The following is a 15,567-nucleotide window of genomic DNA, read 5'->3' as shown; positions in this document are numbered from 1 at the left end:
AAATATGACAGTTGAAATTCTGGTTCCGGATTTACCTGAATCGGTAGCAGATGCAACCGTAGCAACTTGGCATAAAAAAGCGGGTGATGCGGTTGAGCGTGATGAAGTCCTCGTTGAAATCGAAACAGACAAAGTCGTTTTAGAAGTGCCTGCGCCAGAAGCGGGTGTGCTTGAGTCGATTTCTGAAGAGGAAGGCGCCACGGTACTATCAAAGCAATTGCTGGGGCTCCTTAAGCCCGGTGCTGTTGCAGGTGAGCCAACGTCTGAGAAAACAACATCGACGCAGCCTTCGCCGGACAAACGCCATAAAGCGAACCTGAATGAAGAGACCAATGACGCATTGAGTCCTGCAGTACGCCGTTTGATGGCCGAACATGGCCTTGAGGTATCTCAGGTCAAAGGTTCTGGTGTTGGCGGCCGGATTACCCGTGAAGATGTCGAAGCATATCTGGCGTCAGCGTCAAAAGCTTCAACAGCCGAGCAACAAGAAGCGGTTGCTGTACCTGCCGCAGCAAGAAGCGAAAAGCGTGTTCCGATGACTCGTTTGCGTAAACGTGTTGCTGAACGATTACTGGAAGCGAAAAACAGTACTGCCATGTTGACGACTTTCAATGAAGTCAACATGAAACCAATCATGGATCTGCGTAAACAGTACAAAGACCTGTTTGAGAAAAGACATGATATCCGTCTTGGTTTTATGTCGTTCTACATTAAGGCGGTTACAGAAGCGCTGAAACGTTATCCTGAAGTTAATGCTTCTATTGATGGCAGCGATATTGTTTACCATAATTTCTTCGATATCAGTATCGCTGTGTCAACACCGCGTGGTTTGGTGACTCCTGTGCTGAAAGACTGCGATATGTTGAGTGTTGCCGAGATCGAGAAGGGAATCAAAGCGCTGGCAGAAAAAGGACGGGACGGCAAGTTAACCGTAGAAGAACTGACAGGTGGTAACTTTACGGTGACAAACGGTGGTGTGTTCGGCTCTTTAATGTCAACACCAATCATCAACCCACCTCAGGCAGCGATTCTTGGTATGCATAAAATCCAAGAGCGTCCGATGGCGGTCAATGGCAAAGTAGAAATTTTGCCGATGATGTATCTGGCTCTTTCTTATGATCACCGTCTGATTGATGGCCGTGAATCCGTAGGATTCCTCGTCACAATTAAAGAATTGCTGGAAGATCCGACACGCTTGCTGTTGGATGTGTAATTAATGAGATGGCAGATATCTTCTTCCAGATATCTGCCATGCCGGCTGGGTTGCTCAACACCTGGTCTTGTGTTGTCAGCATGTATGGAAATAAACATGCCGTCATGTTTCAGCGCGTACTGAGTACCCTGCAAAATGTTTCGTTTCGTTGAAACGAAATTGAATGAAAAATAATATACAACGGAATAGCACAATGAATTTGCATGAATATCAAGCCAAACAGCTCTTTGCAGAATTTGGTCTGCCGGTTCCCGATGGTTATGCGTGCAGCACCCCACAGGAAGCTGCTGAAGCCACGGGTAAAATTGGCGGGACAAAATGGGTCGTAAAATGTCAGGTTCACGCGGGTGGCCGGGGAAAAGCCGGTGGCGTTGAACTACACGATACAAAAGATGGTATTCGTGATTTCGCCCAGAATTGGCTCGGCAAGAACTTGGTGACTTACCAAACTGATGCGAATGGTCAGCCAGTTACAAAAATCTTAGTTGAAGCGGCATCTGATATTGCCAACGAACTTTATCTTGGTGCTGTGGTGGATCGCTCCAGCCGTCGTGTTGTCTTTATGGCATCGACTGAAGGTGGCGTTGAAATTGAGAAAGTGGCAGAGGAAACACCAGAACTGATTCATAAAGCTGCTATCGATCCGCTTGTTGGTCCACAACCTTATCAGGGACGTGAACTGGCATTTAAGCTGGGTCTGAAAGGGGATCAGATTAAACAATTCGTCAAAATCTTCATGGGTCTTGGTGAAATGTTCAGTCAGTATGATCTGGCACTACTTGAAATTAACCCGCTGATTATTACCGGAGACGATAATCTGCTTTGCCTCGACGGGAAAATCAATATTGACTCGAATGCATTGTATCGTCAGCCAAAACTGAGAGAGATGCACGATCCTTCACAGGAAGATGAGCGTGAAGCTCATGCTGCTCAATGGGAGCTTAACTACGTTGCTCTCGATGGTAATATCGGTTGTATGGTCAATGGTGCCGGCTTAGCAATGGGAACGATGGATATCGTTAACCTGCATGGCGGTAGCCCGGCTAACTTCTTGGATGTTGGTGGCGGTGCAACTAAAGAGCGTGTTACGGAAGCCTTCAAAATTATTCTTTCCGACAGCAATGTACAAGCTGTTCTGGTGAATATCTTCGGTGGTATCGTGCGTTGTGACCTGATTGCTGACGGTATTATCGGTGCCGTTGAAGAGGTTGGTGTTTCTGTTCCGGTCGTGGTTCGTCTTGAAGGGAATAACGCTGAACTTGGTACGAAGAAGCTGGATGAGAGTGGATTGAACATTATTGCTGCAACTTCGTTAACTGAAGCTGCTGAGAAAGTTGTAGCTGCTGCGGAGGGTAAATAATGTCTGTATTGATAAATAAAGAGACCAAAGTGATCTGCCAAGGATTTACTGGCGGACAAGGGACTTTCCACTCCGAGCAGGCGGTTGCGTATGGCACACAAATGGTCGGTGGCGTATCACCGGGCAAAGGCGGTCAAACTCATTTAGGTCTACCAGTGTTCAATACTGTTCGTGAAGCGGTTGAAGCCACTGGTGCGACGGCATCTGTTATCTATGTTCCGGCACCTTTCTGTAAAGATGCCATTCTAGAAGCAATTGATGCGGGTATCGAACTGATTGTCACGATTACCGAAGGCATCCCGACGCTTGACCTGTTAGATGTGAAAGTTCGTCTGGATGAAGCGGGCGTTCGCATGATTGGTCCAAACTGTCCAGGTGTGATCACTCCGGATGAGTGCAAAATCGGCATTATGCCTGGGCATATTCATAAGAAAGGTAAAGTGGGAATTGTTTCTCGTTCTGGCACATTGACTTATGAAGCTGTGAAACAGACGACAGATGAAGGATTTGGTCAATCTACATGTGTTGGTATCGGTGGCGACCCAATTCCAGGGTCTAACTTTATCGACATTCTGAAGTTGTTCCAAGACGACCCAGAGACAGAAGCAATTGTCATGATTGGTGAAATCGGCGGCACGGCTGAAGAAGAAGCGGCTGCGTTTATTAAAGATCATGTGACTAAACCAGTTGTTTCTTACATTGCTGGTGTCACTGCACCTCCGGGTAAACGGATGGGACATGCTGGCGCTATTATCTCTGGTGGGAAAGGAACCGCAGATGAGAAATTCGCTGCACTTGAAGCTGCGGGTGTGAAAACCGTAAAAAGTCTTGCCAACATCGGTCAAGCTTTAAGAGATGTGACGGGCTGGTAAGTATTTCTAGTTCGTTCGAATGAGTAAGGAAAATCCCCCTCATGATTTGAGGGGGATTTTTTTACGCTTTATTTTTGACTAAGTGGCTCAGAATAAATAAACAACTGGCAGAGATAACCACTGACGGGCCTGCCGGTGTGTCAAACTCCCAGGATAAATAGAGCCCGCTTAAAACAGCGATCATGCCAATTGCCGATGCAATCATCGCCATTTGTTCCGGTGTCGTCGATAAACGTCGGGCACCAGCTGCCGGAATAATTAATAATGAAGTAATGATCAGCGCACCGACGAATTTCATACCGACAGCAATCACGAGGCCCACCATCAGCATTAATAATAGCTGCATCAAATCGGTATTGGTCCCTTCGACGGAAGCGAGTTCTTCATTCACAGTCGAAGAGAGTAACGGTCGCCAGATAAAGTAAAGCAACGTCGCAATCACCAAGACGCCTCCCCAGATAAAATATAAATCACTGGGGGTGACTGCGAGTAAATCGCCAAACAGATAGCTCATCAGATCAATCCGGACATCATTCAGAAAACTCACAGCAATCAAACCGACCGAGAGGGAACTATGTGCAAGGATGCCCAACAGGGTATCTGTCGCAATGAATTTCTGTCTTTGTAGAACGACTAAAATCGCTGCAATTGCTAAACAACATACCAAGAGTGCGAGGTTTAGGTTGATATCCAGTAAAAAGCCAAATGCTAACCCCATCAAAGAAGCATGCGCTAATGTATCGCCGAAATAGGCCATTTTCCGCCATACAACAAAAGAGCCAAGCGGACCAGCGATCAAAGCTATCCCGATTCCTGCCAGAATGGCAGGAAGTATAATCTCAACCATGGTGATGATGTCCGTGAGTGTGGTGGTTACATTGTGTCGCATCACCAGAGACCGGTTGTCCGGCTAGATCATGGTGATGTTGATGCTGGTGATGGTAAAAAGCCAGAGATTCTTCATGGCGTGATTGACCAAACAAGGCAATATAGTTGGGATGTTGGGTAATATCTGCGGGGGCACCATGGCAGCAGATATGGTGCTGAAGACAGATCACATGGTCTGTTTGCGCCATAACTAAATGGAGATCATGAGACACCATAAAAATGGCACAGCCGAACCGTTGTCTCAGCATTTGGATTAATTCATATAGATCAATCTGGCCCTGAACATCAACACCCTGAGTTGGCTCATCGAGTACTAAAATGTCCGGGCGTTGTAGTAATGCCCGAGCCAGTAAAACACGCTGTGTCTCCCCGCCTGACAAATGGTGCATACTGCTATGAGTGAGGTGTGCGGCTCCCACTAGTGTCAGGGCATCATTCAGCTCTTGGCGACTATAGCGCCCGGCAAGTTTCAAAAAGCGCTGGACGTTCAGCGGTAACGTTTCATCCAGTCGAAGCTTTTGTGGTACATAACCAATCTTCAGTCGAGGTGAACGTGTGATTTGCCCTGATTGAATCGATTGAAGTCCTAGCAAGACTTTGACCAGTGTTGATTTTCCCGCACCATTCGGGCCAATAAGGGTTGTGATTGTTCCTGACTCGACACGGAGACTGATATGGTCTAACACGTTTTTCTGGTTGAATGCGACGCAAACATTTTGTAGTTCGATCAGTGTTGACATGAAATAACTCGTTTGCAAAATGGTAATGTTATAATATAACATTTGTGAAAAATTGAAGCTATAAGCTGGGGATAAATTTCCATGAAGTTCTTTCGTCTCACTACATTCGCATTACTGTTGAGCCTATCAGTCCCTGTATGGGCACTGAATGTGTTAACCAGTATCAAACCGATTCAAATGATTAGTTACGAATTGATGGCAGGAGTCAGTCAACCGGATGTGCTGCTTGCGCCAAATACTTCGCCGCATGATTATGCACTTCGTCCTTCGGATGTAAAGCGGATCAAGCAGGCGGATCTGGTCATCTGGTTTGGGGAAGGGCTGGAACCCTTTCTATCGAAAGTCTTATCACATCAAACGAATCAATTGATGATTAGCCACATCAAAGGTGTACCGTTCAGACATTTTTCTGCGTCACATCATGATGATGGTCATCACCATCATGGCAATATCAATCCTCATTTCTGGTTGGGCGTTGAGCAGGTTCGAGTGGTTGCCAAAGCTATCACAGCGCGTCTGATTCAACAAGATCCGGATCATGCCACACAATATCAGGAAAATTTGACTCATTTTCTGGCGCAGTTAACCAAAACAGATAATCAGATTCAGACGCAGTTGGCTGCGTATCAGCACTATCCCTATTACGTTTTTCACGATGCATATGAGTACTTTGAGGCCCATTATCATTTGAATAATATCGGTCATTTTACCGTTAGCCCAGAACGAAAACCGGGCGCGAAGACTTTGATTGAGATTCGGACCAAACTGAAAGAACAGCCTAACGTTTGTATTTTTTCTGAACCTCAGTTTTTGCCTTCCGTGATTACCAGTGTCACTCGGGGGACATCGGCCAAAGTCGGAACGCTTGATCCGTTGGCAACCGACATACCACTGGCAAAAGGGAGTTATTTCCGCTTTTTAACCAGCTTGAGCCAGAGTTATACCAACTGCTTTAAAATGGCGCAGTAATTGAACCAATGACGTGGTATAGCGCTCGCTATACCACGTGTAAAAGCCTCCGGCATGAATGAAGACTTTGGAATTCTTCGAACTGTGTCTACTTTTGATCCTTCTCAATAATTTCCCTAATACTTACGCGTATACTAAAATCTGATAACGATAATGCTTCTCATAGATGATACCAGTAAGAATTAGCCATGAACCTATCTCAGTTAAACCCCGGTCAACGCGCATCGATTTTAGGATTTCACCAACTTTCTACGGAAGTTCGAAAGCGGTTAATGATTATGGGGATCTTGCCAGAAACCCCGATCCTTTTGATTCGAAAGGCCCCGATGGGAGACCCGCTTCAGATTGAAGTGCGTGGTGTCTCTCTGGCTATCAGAGAAAAAATTGCAACGGCAATTCAAGTGGAGATTATCGGATGAAATACAACATTTTAACGGTCGGTAATCCAAACAGCGGTAAAACAACGTTATTTAATGGTTTAACTGGTGCGCGTCAACAGGTCGGAAACTGGGCTGGTGTCACGGTTGAGAAAAAAACTGGGAAATATAGCTATTCTGGGAATGAATTCTCCCTCACTGATTTACCGGGTATTTATGCATTGGATAGTGGCAACGATAGCCACAGTATTGATGAATCGATTGCATCACAAGCGGTACTGTCACATCCGGCAGATCTCATTCTGAATGTCGTTGATGTTACCTGTCTTGAGCGAAGTTTGTATATGACCTTGCAGTTGCGTGAACTTGGTCGGCCGATGATTGTCGTGCTCAATAAAATGGATGTGCTCAAAAGAGAGCGCCGCTCGATTGATGTTAAACGATTAACGCGGTTGCTGGGATGCCCGGTTTATCCCATTTCTGCCAATAATAAATCGCAGGTAGTTCAGTTGAAAGAGAGTCTCGACAAAACCTTGGTACAGGGGATTACTCTCAATGAATTACGACTGGACTATGGTGATCAATTTGAGTCGATGATTGAGACGGTTACGCCATTATTTTCATCACAAACAGACACATCACAAGTCGTTTCGCATCGTGCTCTCGCGATCCGTGCACTTGGCTGTGACACCCTTATTACCAATCTTTTATCCGATTCAGCCCGACAACAATTGAATGATCTGCAACTGAATAGCCTTCTGGATGTTGACTTACATGTCGCGAATGTCAAATACACATGGTTACATGAGCAATGTCAGGATGTTCGTCGTGAGCAAGGTGTGTTAGGACATAACTTCACTAAGCGTGTGGATCAAGTGGTGCTCAATAAGTGGGTTGGTATTCCTTTTTTCTTTCTAGTGATGTACCTGATGTTTATGTTCTCGATTAATATCGGGAGTGCTTTTATCGATTTCTTTGATATTTCTGTTGGCGCTTTGTTGGTTGATGGGGGGCATACTTTATTGGATCAACATCTCCCGGTATGGTTGGTCACATTGTTAGTCGATGGTGTGGGCGGGGGGATCCAAACAGTTGCGACCTTCATTCCTGTGATTGCTTGTCTTTATCTGTTTTTAGCCATGCTGGAAAGCTCAGGGTATATGGCTCGGGCTGCGTTCGTCCTTGACAAAGTGATGCAGAAAATCGGCCTGCCAGGGAAAGCTTTTGTGCCGCTTATTCTGGGATTCGGCTGTAATGTTCCTTCAATCATGGCGACGCGAACGTTAGATCAGGAAAGAGAAAGACGATTGTCCGCTGCGATGGCTCCCTTTATGTCTTGTGGGGCCCGGTTGCCAGTTTATGCATTGTTGGCTGCGGCTTTTTTCCCTCATAGTGGTCAGAATATTGTATTTTCACTCTATTTATTGGGTATTGTCGCAGCAGTCTTCACTGGCATTGTGTTACGGCATACGATTTATCCTGGCAGTAGTGAAAGTATGGTGATGGAAATCCCAGACTATGAATTACCGACCCTACAAAATATTCTGATTAAAACGTGGCAAAAATTAAAACGGTTTGTATTAGGTGCAGGAAAAACCATTGTCGTTGTGGTGACCATTCTGAGTTTTTTAAATTCGGTCGGAACGGATGGTAGTTTCGGTCATGAAGACAGTGATACATCTGTGTTGTCCAAAGTTTCACAACACGTGACACCGCTATTTGCACCAATAGGAATAAAACAGGAAAACTGGCCGGCGACCGTCGGAATTGTGACTGGTATTTTTGCCAAAGAAGCCGTCGTTGGCACATTGAATAACCTATATTCCTCACAGTCAGATGACTCTGGTGATTTTGATTTACTGGCGAGCCTGAAAGAGGCATTGCAAACGATTCCTGATAACCTGATGTCGTTGAGTTTTTCTGATCCTTTGGGGATTGAAGTCGGGGATTTATCCGATACTCAATCTGCTGCTGCAGAGCAGGATGTGGATTCATCGATCTACAGTAATCTGCAATACTATTTTCAAAGTCATTCCGCAGCGTTTGCATATCTGATTTTTATTTTACTCTATACGCCTTGTGTGGCAGCGATGGGGGCTTATGTCAGAGAGTTTGGTGCCCGATATGCTCGATTTATTGCCGTCTGGACTTTTGGATTAGCTTATTGTTCGGCAACATTTTTCTATCAAGCGATGAATATCATGCAACACCCACTACAAAGTATGTTGTGGATGTCGTTCATCTTGATCGGTGGATGGGGCTTATATCGTTTGCTGAAGCATCAAGGTGATGTGATCAAAAACTTTGAGCGTCAAATCGTATGATTTTGAATGAGTTGAAAAGTTACCTGGAACAGCATGGCACAACCAGCGGTACGATATTAGCCCGTCATTTTCGAATCAGTGAAGATGGTATCGATGCCATGCTTGGCATTTGGGTCAAAAAAGGGATCATTTCCCGTTTTGTCGATACCAGTAAAAGTGGTGAGGTCCGGCGCATTCGTTATGCGGTCAATTCACCTCAGGCGCTGTCGCTGACGGCCATTCTTTGACGTTCTTTGAGTTAAACCGGTGTGAAAATACCGGACGGAGCCAATGCGGTTTTCAGTAAACTGGCCATATGTTGTTGTGCGGCATCACTTCTGCGGGTACCTGTCGTATTTCCCCAGACTGGCCCGGGCCATGCTTCATCTTCAGCAAATCTTGCAATGTGGTGATAGTGGAGCTGAGGGACCATGTTGCCCAACGCGCCCAAATTGATTTTATCGGGGTGATACTGAGACTCTAAAATCTGACTTATCCATTGAGATTCAACTAGGAATTGTTGCTGATCGACCATTGGTAAATGGTGGAATTCCTTAATTCCGGCACGTTTCGGGACCAAAATAACCCATGGTACTGCTTGATCCCAATGTAACAACACGAGAGAAAGCGGGAAGTCACCAAGGTAGGTTGTATCTTGCCGTAATTGTGGATGGAGTTCGAAACTCATTGCATTGCTCCCTACAATAAAATGAAACCAAGGGAGGATAACATACCTTCAGAGAGATATGCTCAATTCGTTGCCTGTGCTAAAAACGGTGATTGATTTTTGCAGTGATGAATGACATGAATTTCTAATTTTTTGATTTAGGACAGTATTTTTGTTCGATTTTATTGATGAAGATGATGAAAAATACACCAAGGTCTTCTCAATAGTTACCGATATACTAGGTATAAGACTGATTGATTTGGAGTAATTAATGAATAGTTTGATCCGTAAATTTGAAGCAGGAATGAATCATCCTGATGCTGCTAAGTTGATTCTCAGAGTGGGTTTCAGCTTAATGTTTTTACTGCATGGCATCCATAAAATATATGACGGAACTGCATTTATTCAGGGGATGTTTGTTGATCTTGGCCTGCCGGGATTTTTTGCCTATGCCGTCTATTTAGGCGAAGTGATTGCCCCGATCATGATTGTTTTAGGTCTGTTTACTCGTTTTGCTGCAACAGCAGTGATAGGGACTGCAATTGTCGTTATCGGGCTGATGCACCGGGATAATTTCTTTTCACTGAATGAATATGGTGCTTGGGCGGTGGAAGATATTGCGACCTATCTGTTTGCATCCATTGCTATTTTGTTGCTCGGCTCTGGTAAGTACGCGATGCGTCCAGATTAAAGCCAGAATAGTCCATAAAAAACCCAGCACATTTGCTGGGTTTTTTATTGTCAGTTCTAAACCACCGCCAAGGCGGTGGTGATGGTTGATCGCGATGATTTACATTCGTTCCAAGGTTTGAATTCCTAATAGATTTAAACCCTGTTGAATGGTTTTTGCCGTTAGGGCTGCCAGCTTCAGGCGACTGTTCCGCGTTGCCTCATCGGCTGCTGATAAAATAGGGCAAGCCTCATAGAAGCTGGAGAATTGACCCGCTAATTCAAACAGATAAGCACACATTAAGTGTGGCTGACCTTCACGGGCGACAGATTGAATCGTTTCTTCGAACTGGAGCAGTTTCGTGATCATCAATTTTTCTTTCTCATCGCGAATCAGCAGCTCGCCATTGAGATTGTCCATTGTGATGCCAGCTTTCGAGAAAATTGAAGCGACTCGCGTATAAGCATACTGCATATAAGGGGCTGTGTTGCCTTCAAAGGCGAGCATGTAGTCCCAGTCGAATACGTAGTCAGTGGTCCGGTGTTTGGATAGATCTGCATATTTGACGGCTGCCATCGCAACGGTTTTGGCGATATTCATTTTTTCGTCTTGGGCCAGCTCCGGGTTCTTACTCTCAATCAACCGGGTGGCACGATCTTCGGCTTCATCCAGCAGGTCAGTCAGGCGAACAGTTCCGCCAGCACGGGTTTTAAATGGTCGTCCGTCTTTCCCCAGCATCATCCCGAAGGCATGATGTTCCAGTGAAACACTCTCGGGGATATAACCCGCTTTCCGGACAATGGTCCAAGCTTGCTGGAGATGCTGATGCTGACGTGAGTCGATAAAGTATAAGACTCGGTCTGCCCCAAGTTGTTCATAACGATACTTCGCACAAGCGATGTCAGTCGTGGTATAGAGGTAACCACCGTCACGTTTTTGAATGATCACACCCATTGGCTCACCGTCTTTATTCTTGTATTCATCAAGAAATACGACTTGTGCACCATCATCTTCTTGCGCTAAACCTTGCGCTTTCAGATCGGCAACAACTTCCGGGAGCATGGGGTTGTACATGCTTTCTCCCATGACATCGGCGCGGGTTAAAGAAACATTGAGCCGGTCATAGTTAAGCTGGTTTTGAGTCATGGTGATATCGACCAGCTTTTTCCACATCTGGGTACAGAATGCATCACCACTTTGTAATTTCACGACGTAACCTCTGGCTTTTTCAGCAAAGGCTTCATCCTGATCATAGCGTTGCTTCGACTCACGGTAGAACGCTTCCAGATCTGCAAGCGCCATTGAAGGGGCTTCGTCATTTTGCTGAACGCGTTCCAGGTTGGCAATCAACATCCCAAACTGAGTTCCCCAGTCACCGATATGGTTTGCCCGAATGACTTTGTGTCCCAAAAATTCAAGGGTACGGACAACGGCATCACCGATAATTGTGGAACGGAGATGACCAACGTGCATTTCTTTTGCGACATTTGGGGCAGAGTAGTCTGCGACAATCGTCTGCGGCGCTTCTTGCGTAACGCCAAGTCGTGGATCAGCCAGTGCTTGTTCAGCTTGCTGAGCCAAAAATGTTTCACTGAGGAATATGTTGATGAATCCCGGGCCGGCAATTTCAGTCTTACTGGCAATTCCTTCCAGATCAAGTACATCCAGTACTTTTTGAGCAAACTCGCGTGGGTTCGTGCCCAGTTTTTTTGCAACCCCCATGACACCGTTGGCTTGATAGTCACCAAACTGTGGCTTTGCGGACTGGCGGACAGCGGCTGGGCTGCCGGCAGGCGCGCCTGCGGCTTCAAGTGCTTGAGATACTTTATCGTTTATCAATGCTTGGATATTCACGTACTTATCCTTCACTTCTAGGAATTGTCTGCTTGTGTATCATTCAGTGTGATACACATCTCGATCGGGTTCAAAAATTGGCGCACATCATAGCAATTTTATTATCACTCTTATAGAGAAAAGCGCCTGAATTTTTCTACTTTCCACCAGATCCTGTTAGGATTCAACCAGTCTTTCAACTGATGATGGTCGTCAAATGCATTCTCTCCTCACTACAAATCGTCTCACGCCAACACAAATGTATCAGGATGTGGATTTTTTCATTAATCAAATTAGTGAGTTATGTGATTCTCTCCAACTGGATTTAACCTCATTCCAACTGGATCATATTGCCATGCGCGTCAATAACTGGCAGCTTGCTGAAGCCGCTCATCAAGTTTGGCTAAATGAGGGAATGGAAATCTCATCGGCAATGATCAATGGCCGACCGATTATTGTGATTGAGCTGGAGACGCCGATCTTGCTCGGAGGATGGTCAACGCACTGTTTGGAGTTGCCTTATCCGGTGAAAGGGAAATCTTATCCGCGTCAAGGATGGGAGCATGTGGAATTTGTCATGCCTTCCAGTGCAACAAACGTGGACGATTTTTTGCAGGATATTTGGCAACGTTTCCCTGCACTGGAACAGATGTGGCCGACATTAGAACAGCGAGGGATTACGGTAAAATGTTCTGCGCCAAAAGGAGACAGAGAACGCTTGGTAAACCCGACAATTGCTTTTCGTCAGGGAGATGTTTGCCTCAAGTTACATCCCCATTCACTGGCACATGTGATCGCTTCAGAACATCATATTTAGCCTAGCTCATAAGCTTTCGGCATGAGTTGAAATGCTTCGATTGAGCCTATTTCTCTGCCCAGAGTGAGTTGTTCGGCACCATGGTGTACATTACCCTGAGTGTGCATGATGAGGCGATTGGCTGTTCTGGGTTTCAGTTCATTGACCACAAAGCGGATCATATCTGAGCGCGATAGTTGTTTCAGTGCCTGTAACACGAGTTCTCGCTGATTAAACTGATGGTCTTTATTGCCAATCGCGACCCAGAGACGTTGTGCCCGGCTTCTGAGTGTTGGATCCGGAATGGCAATTTGGTTGAACAACCCTCGTTTGCTGCTGTGCCATTGGTATTCGTTCAGTTCCAGTAAAACCAGATAAAAGGCATTCAGAAACTCATCAATCGAGGTGATTAAATCGATTGGCGCTGCATGGGGCGATTGCACATACATGACGATTCCCGGGTGGCGGTTCAGAGGGAGGTTCCCAGTCCCCACCATATATCCGAGCTGTTGTTTTGTCCTGATTTCATGGAAAAAGGTTGCAGACATCAAGTGGTTGGCTAAAGAGTACAGTGCAATACTTTTGGGTGAGATATCCGTACACTGGTAGTACAACACAACCGCGGAATCATCTTGATCACAGAAAACTTCCCGGCGGAAAGTCCCTTGTTTTCCCAGCATGACGAGAGGGCGGAGTGACTCTTCATAATGTTGATCTTGGACATGCAATGCCTGAATCAATTGTTGGCCGATTTGCAATGCATCCGATTTTCTCCAGTCCCCATAAACGAACATCTCCACATGGAGTTGGGATAACATCTGATCGACAAAAGGTGCCAGCTCTTGAACTTTGATTGTTTGCAATGCTTCAAGCAAACTTTCGTAGGGTGGGTTATTGGGCTGTAACAATCCAGTCATCGCATTAAACAGTTGTGAGATTGGTCGATCTTTCGCAGCATTTCGCCAGCTTCGTTCCAGTTGGGTTTTCACTGACTGGAAACGATGTTCACTGAATTCTCTCTTTTTGAAACGATCGAGAATGAGTGCCAACAGTTCTGGTTGTTTCTGACTGAAACCAGAAATGGACAGGGTCACTCCGCCTTGATGGGTATACATGTTATATCCCATCCCGGCAATTTCAGCCGGATAAGTTTCTTTAGCCAGTGAATCGAGAAAAATTTCGACGCACAAACGGGTCATTACGATATTGCGAGGACTCTGCACTGCATAAGGGCTATCAATGGCGACATAAATGACACCTTTGGGAACCAGGAATTCCTGATCTTGCATGTGCCACAGGCGAAATCCGTCACTTTCCTGAATAATTTGTGGTTGTGCATCATCAGACTCGATCGGTTTCGGTTGTAATCCATGGCAGATGAAGGGATTGGGCTCGGGCAATGCAATGTTGAGCTCTGACTGAGCCTGATGAAAACAGGCGAACTGAGCGTCAGTAAAATGGGTTACGGAATATGGGGTGTAATACCAATTCGCAGTCTGGTCATAGTCACCGCCCTGAGCCAGCAGGGTGGCTCTGAGATTTTCAGGTACAAACTGATCGATAATCTCTCTGAGCAGCGTTTCATCATAACCCACCATCATATAATCGCCATAGATGGTATCTTCTTCTTGGTAATGCTGCATATTCATGACCAGATGACTGACCATATCCAATGGGCGCGGGACTTCTTGATAACGGAACGTTGCTTCAAGAACCGCTTTTTTCTCTTCATAACGCCAAGCTTGCAGCCCTTTTTCCCGGATCAAACTGATATAGCTGAAAACTGCTTGAATAATGGCATCAACAGACGTCATTCCTTTCTCTGTGAGTAACATACTGATAGTAAATTCTCGGTAGTTACTTCCGCTGGTGCCGCCGCCGGCTGAAAGGCTCGTAATCCATCCTTTGTCTTTCAGCGCTTGTGTCAGGCTGTCTTTTCCTTCATAACCGAGTAGATGTGCAAAATAAGACAAGGGCTTTTGCTGATAATAAATATCCATGCAGGGTAATGGAAAGGACAAAAACAGCTTACGGATATCTTTCAGAGGTTCAACTTCAATCAACAGGCCGGTATGTTCGCTGGTGACATAGGGTTCCTGAACGCTTTTCCCCCGACGCTGCTGATTCATGATGTCAGCAAATCGTTCCGTAACCCACAGTTCCAATGTGTCGAGTGACTCTGGAGCGATGACCGCTAATGTCATTAAGTCTGCAGAATAGTGTTCATGGTGAAATTGCACAATTTCTTGACGAATACTGACCTGATGACGATCTGACAGCGTTTGTTCGTTTCCGACAGAAAATTTGGCGAAAGGGTGCTGTGGATGAATGGTTTCTTTATGCACTTGGTACAGACGTCGGATATCATCATTGAGTTTGAGTTTATATTCTGATTCAATGGCTTGGCGTTCTTTGTCGAGAGATTCTTCATTAAACAGTGGCGCAGTAAAAAATTGGGCAAAGCGATCCAGTGCCTTGTCAAAGGCTGCCGTGGTGACGTCAAAAAAGAAGCAACTATGCTCAGTCCCTGTCCAAGCATTATGTGTTCCACCATGTTGATTTATAAAATTTTGAAATTCACCGGGGTTTGGGTATTTTTCCGTGCCTAAAAATAGCATATGCTCTAGGTAGTGCGCTAAACCCTCACGATCCGCAGGGTCATCAAAGTGTCCGACGTTGATTGCCAGAGCTGCTGCACTTTTTTGCGCATTGGGGTCACAAATCAATAGCACCCGAAGTTGGTTTGATAAGGTGATATATCGGTAACTATTTGTATCATTTGGACTGATATGCACGAGACATGCCTCCAAGCGTGGCTAGGGAATCGATTATTAGTATGACGTTGAAAACTGACGTCGCCAACCTCAGATAACAATTTT

14 protein-coding genes are annotated in these 15,567 nt (G+C 45.5%); 9 read left to right on the top strand and 5 right to left on the bottom strand.

Annotated elements, in window-relative coordinates; genetic code table 11:
• Positions 1-4: 4 nt before the first annotated feature.
• The 3 genes from odhB (at position 5) to sucD (ending at position 3,445) form a co-directional block, all read left to right on the top strand.
• Positions 5-1,213: a 2-oxoglutarate dehydrogenase complex dihydrolipoyllysine-residue succinyltransferase gene (gene odhB, locus BSQ33_RS03900; RefSeq protein ID WP_088133319.1), complete on the top strand. Its 1,209-nt coding sequence runs from the start codon at positions 5-7 to the stop codon at positions 1,211-1,213.
• A 193-nt stretch (positions 1,214-1,406) separates the two neighbouring features.
• Positions 1,407-2,573: an ADP-forming succinate--CoA ligase subunit beta gene (gene sucC, locus BSQ33_RS03895; protein WP_074371553.1), complete on the top strand. Its 1,167-nt coding sequence runs from the start codon at positions 1,407-1,409 to the stop codon at positions 2,571-2,573.
• Positions 2,573-3,445 carry a succinate--CoA ligase subunit alpha gene (sucD, locus tag BSQ33_RS03890; RefSeq protein WP_074371552.1) on the top strand — a complete coding sequence of 291 codons (873 nt, stop codon included), beginning with the start codon at positions 2,573-2,575 and terminating at the stop codon, positions 3,443-3,445. Before sucC ends, sucD begins: the two co-directional genes overlap by 1 nt.
• A gap of 61 nt (positions 3,446-3,506) precedes the next feature.
• On the opposite strand, the gene znuB is transcribed toward sucD, so the two are convergent.
• Together znuB and znuC are read right to left on the bottom strand one after the other, a co-directional pair.
• Positions 3,507-4,292 carry a zinc ABC transporter permease subunit ZnuB gene (gene znuB, locus BSQ33_RS03885; RefSeq protein WP_088133318.1) on the bottom strand — a complete coding sequence of 262 codons (786 nt, stop codon included), beginning with the start codon at positions 4,290-4,292 and terminating at the stop codon, positions 3,507-3,509.
• Positions 4,285-5,073 carry a zinc ABC transporter ATP-binding protein ZnuC gene (znuC, locus tag BSQ33_RS03880; RefSeq protein ID WP_088133317.1) on the bottom strand — a complete coding sequence of 263 codons (789 nt, stop codon included), beginning with the start codon at positions 5,071-5,073 and terminating at the stop codon, positions 4,285-4,287. Before znuC ends, znuB begins: the two co-directional genes overlap by 8 nt.
• Positions 5,074-5,148: 75 nt before the next feature.
• Between znuC and BSQ33_RS03875 the strand changes: the two genes are divergently transcribed.
• From BSQ33_RS03875 to BSQ33_RS03860, 4 genes are all read left to right on the top strand, one after another.
• A complete protein-coding gene (locus BSQ33_RS03875) occupies positions 5,149-6,042 on the top strand; it encodes a zinc ABC transporter substrate-binding protein (protein WP_420070624.1) in 894 nt (297 codons plus the stop codon).
• 188 nt (positions 6,043-6,230) lie between these two features.
• Complete coding sequence (locus BSQ33_RS03870; protein WP_088133315.1) at positions 6,231-6,461, top strand: FeoA family protein; 231 nt, start codon at positions 6,231-6,233, stop codon at positions 6,459-6,461.
• A complete protein-coding gene (gene feoB / locus BSQ33_RS03865; protein ID WP_088133314.1) occupies positions 6,458-8,743 on the top strand; it encodes a Fe(2+) transporter permease subunit FeoB in 2,286 nt (761 codons plus the stop codon). The genes BSQ33_RS03870 and feoB overlap by 4 nt, the downstream gene beginning before the upstream one ends.
• A complete protein-coding gene (locus BSQ33_RS03860) occupies positions 8,740-8,970 on the top strand; it encodes a FeoC-like transcriptional regulator (protein ID WP_088133313.1) in 231 nt (76 codons plus the stop codon). Before feoB ends, BSQ33_RS03860 begins: the two co-directional genes overlap by 4 nt.
• An 11-nt stretch (positions 8,971-8,981) precedes the next feature.
• On the opposite strand, the gene BSQ33_RS03855 is transcribed toward BSQ33_RS03860, so the two are convergent.
• Positions 8,982-9,410, bottom strand: a complete 429-nt coding sequence (locus tag BSQ33_RS03855; RefSeq protein WP_088133312.1) for an HIT domain-containing protein — start codon at positions 9,408-9,410, stop codon at positions 8,982-8,984.
• Between the two features lie 250 nt (positions 9,411-9,660).
• Here BSQ33_RS03855 and BSQ33_RS03850 point away from each other — a divergent pair, with 250 nt between their 5' ends.
• Positions 9,661-10,080 carry a DoxX family protein gene (locus BSQ33_RS03850; RefSeq protein ID WP_021018778.1) on the top strand — a complete coding sequence of 140 codons (420 nt, stop codon included), beginning with the start codon at positions 9,661-9,663 and terminating at the stop codon, positions 10,078-10,080.
• Between the two features lie 99 nt (positions 10,081-10,179).
• Here the strand turns inward: BSQ33_RS03850 and argS are convergent, their stop codons facing one another.
• Entirely contained in the window at positions 10,180-11,913 is a 1,734-nt protein-coding gene (gene argS, locus BSQ33_RS03845; protein ID WP_021018779.1) for an arginine--tRNA ligase, read from the bottom strand.
• 196 nt (positions 11,914-12,109) lie between these two features.
• On the opposite strand from argS, the gene BSQ33_RS03840 reads away from it, so the two are divergent.
• Entirely contained in the window at positions 12,110-12,709 is a 600-nt protein-coding gene (locus tag BSQ33_RS03840) for a VOC family protein (protein WP_088133311.1), read from the top strand.
• On the opposite strand, the gene BSQ33_RS03835 is transcribed toward BSQ33_RS03840, so the two are convergent.
• Positions 12,706-15,483 carry an insulinase family protein gene (locus BSQ33_RS03835; RefSeq protein WP_088133310.1) on the bottom strand — a complete coding sequence of 926 codons (2,778 nt, stop codon included), beginning with the start codon at positions 15,481-15,483 and terminating at the stop codon, positions 12,706-12,708. The two genes, BSQ33_RS03840 and BSQ33_RS03835, sit on opposite strands and share 4 nt — an antisense overlap.
• Positions 15,484-15,567: the final 84 nt, after the last annotated feature.

Source organism: Vibrio gazogenes, from assembly GCF_002196515.1.
GTDB lineage: Bacteria > Pseudomonadota > Gammaproteobacteria > Enterobacterales > Vibrionaceae > Vibrio > Vibrio gazogenes_A.
Note: the sequence above shows the minus strand (reverse complement) of the source record. Positions and strands in the feature narration are given on the sequence as shown.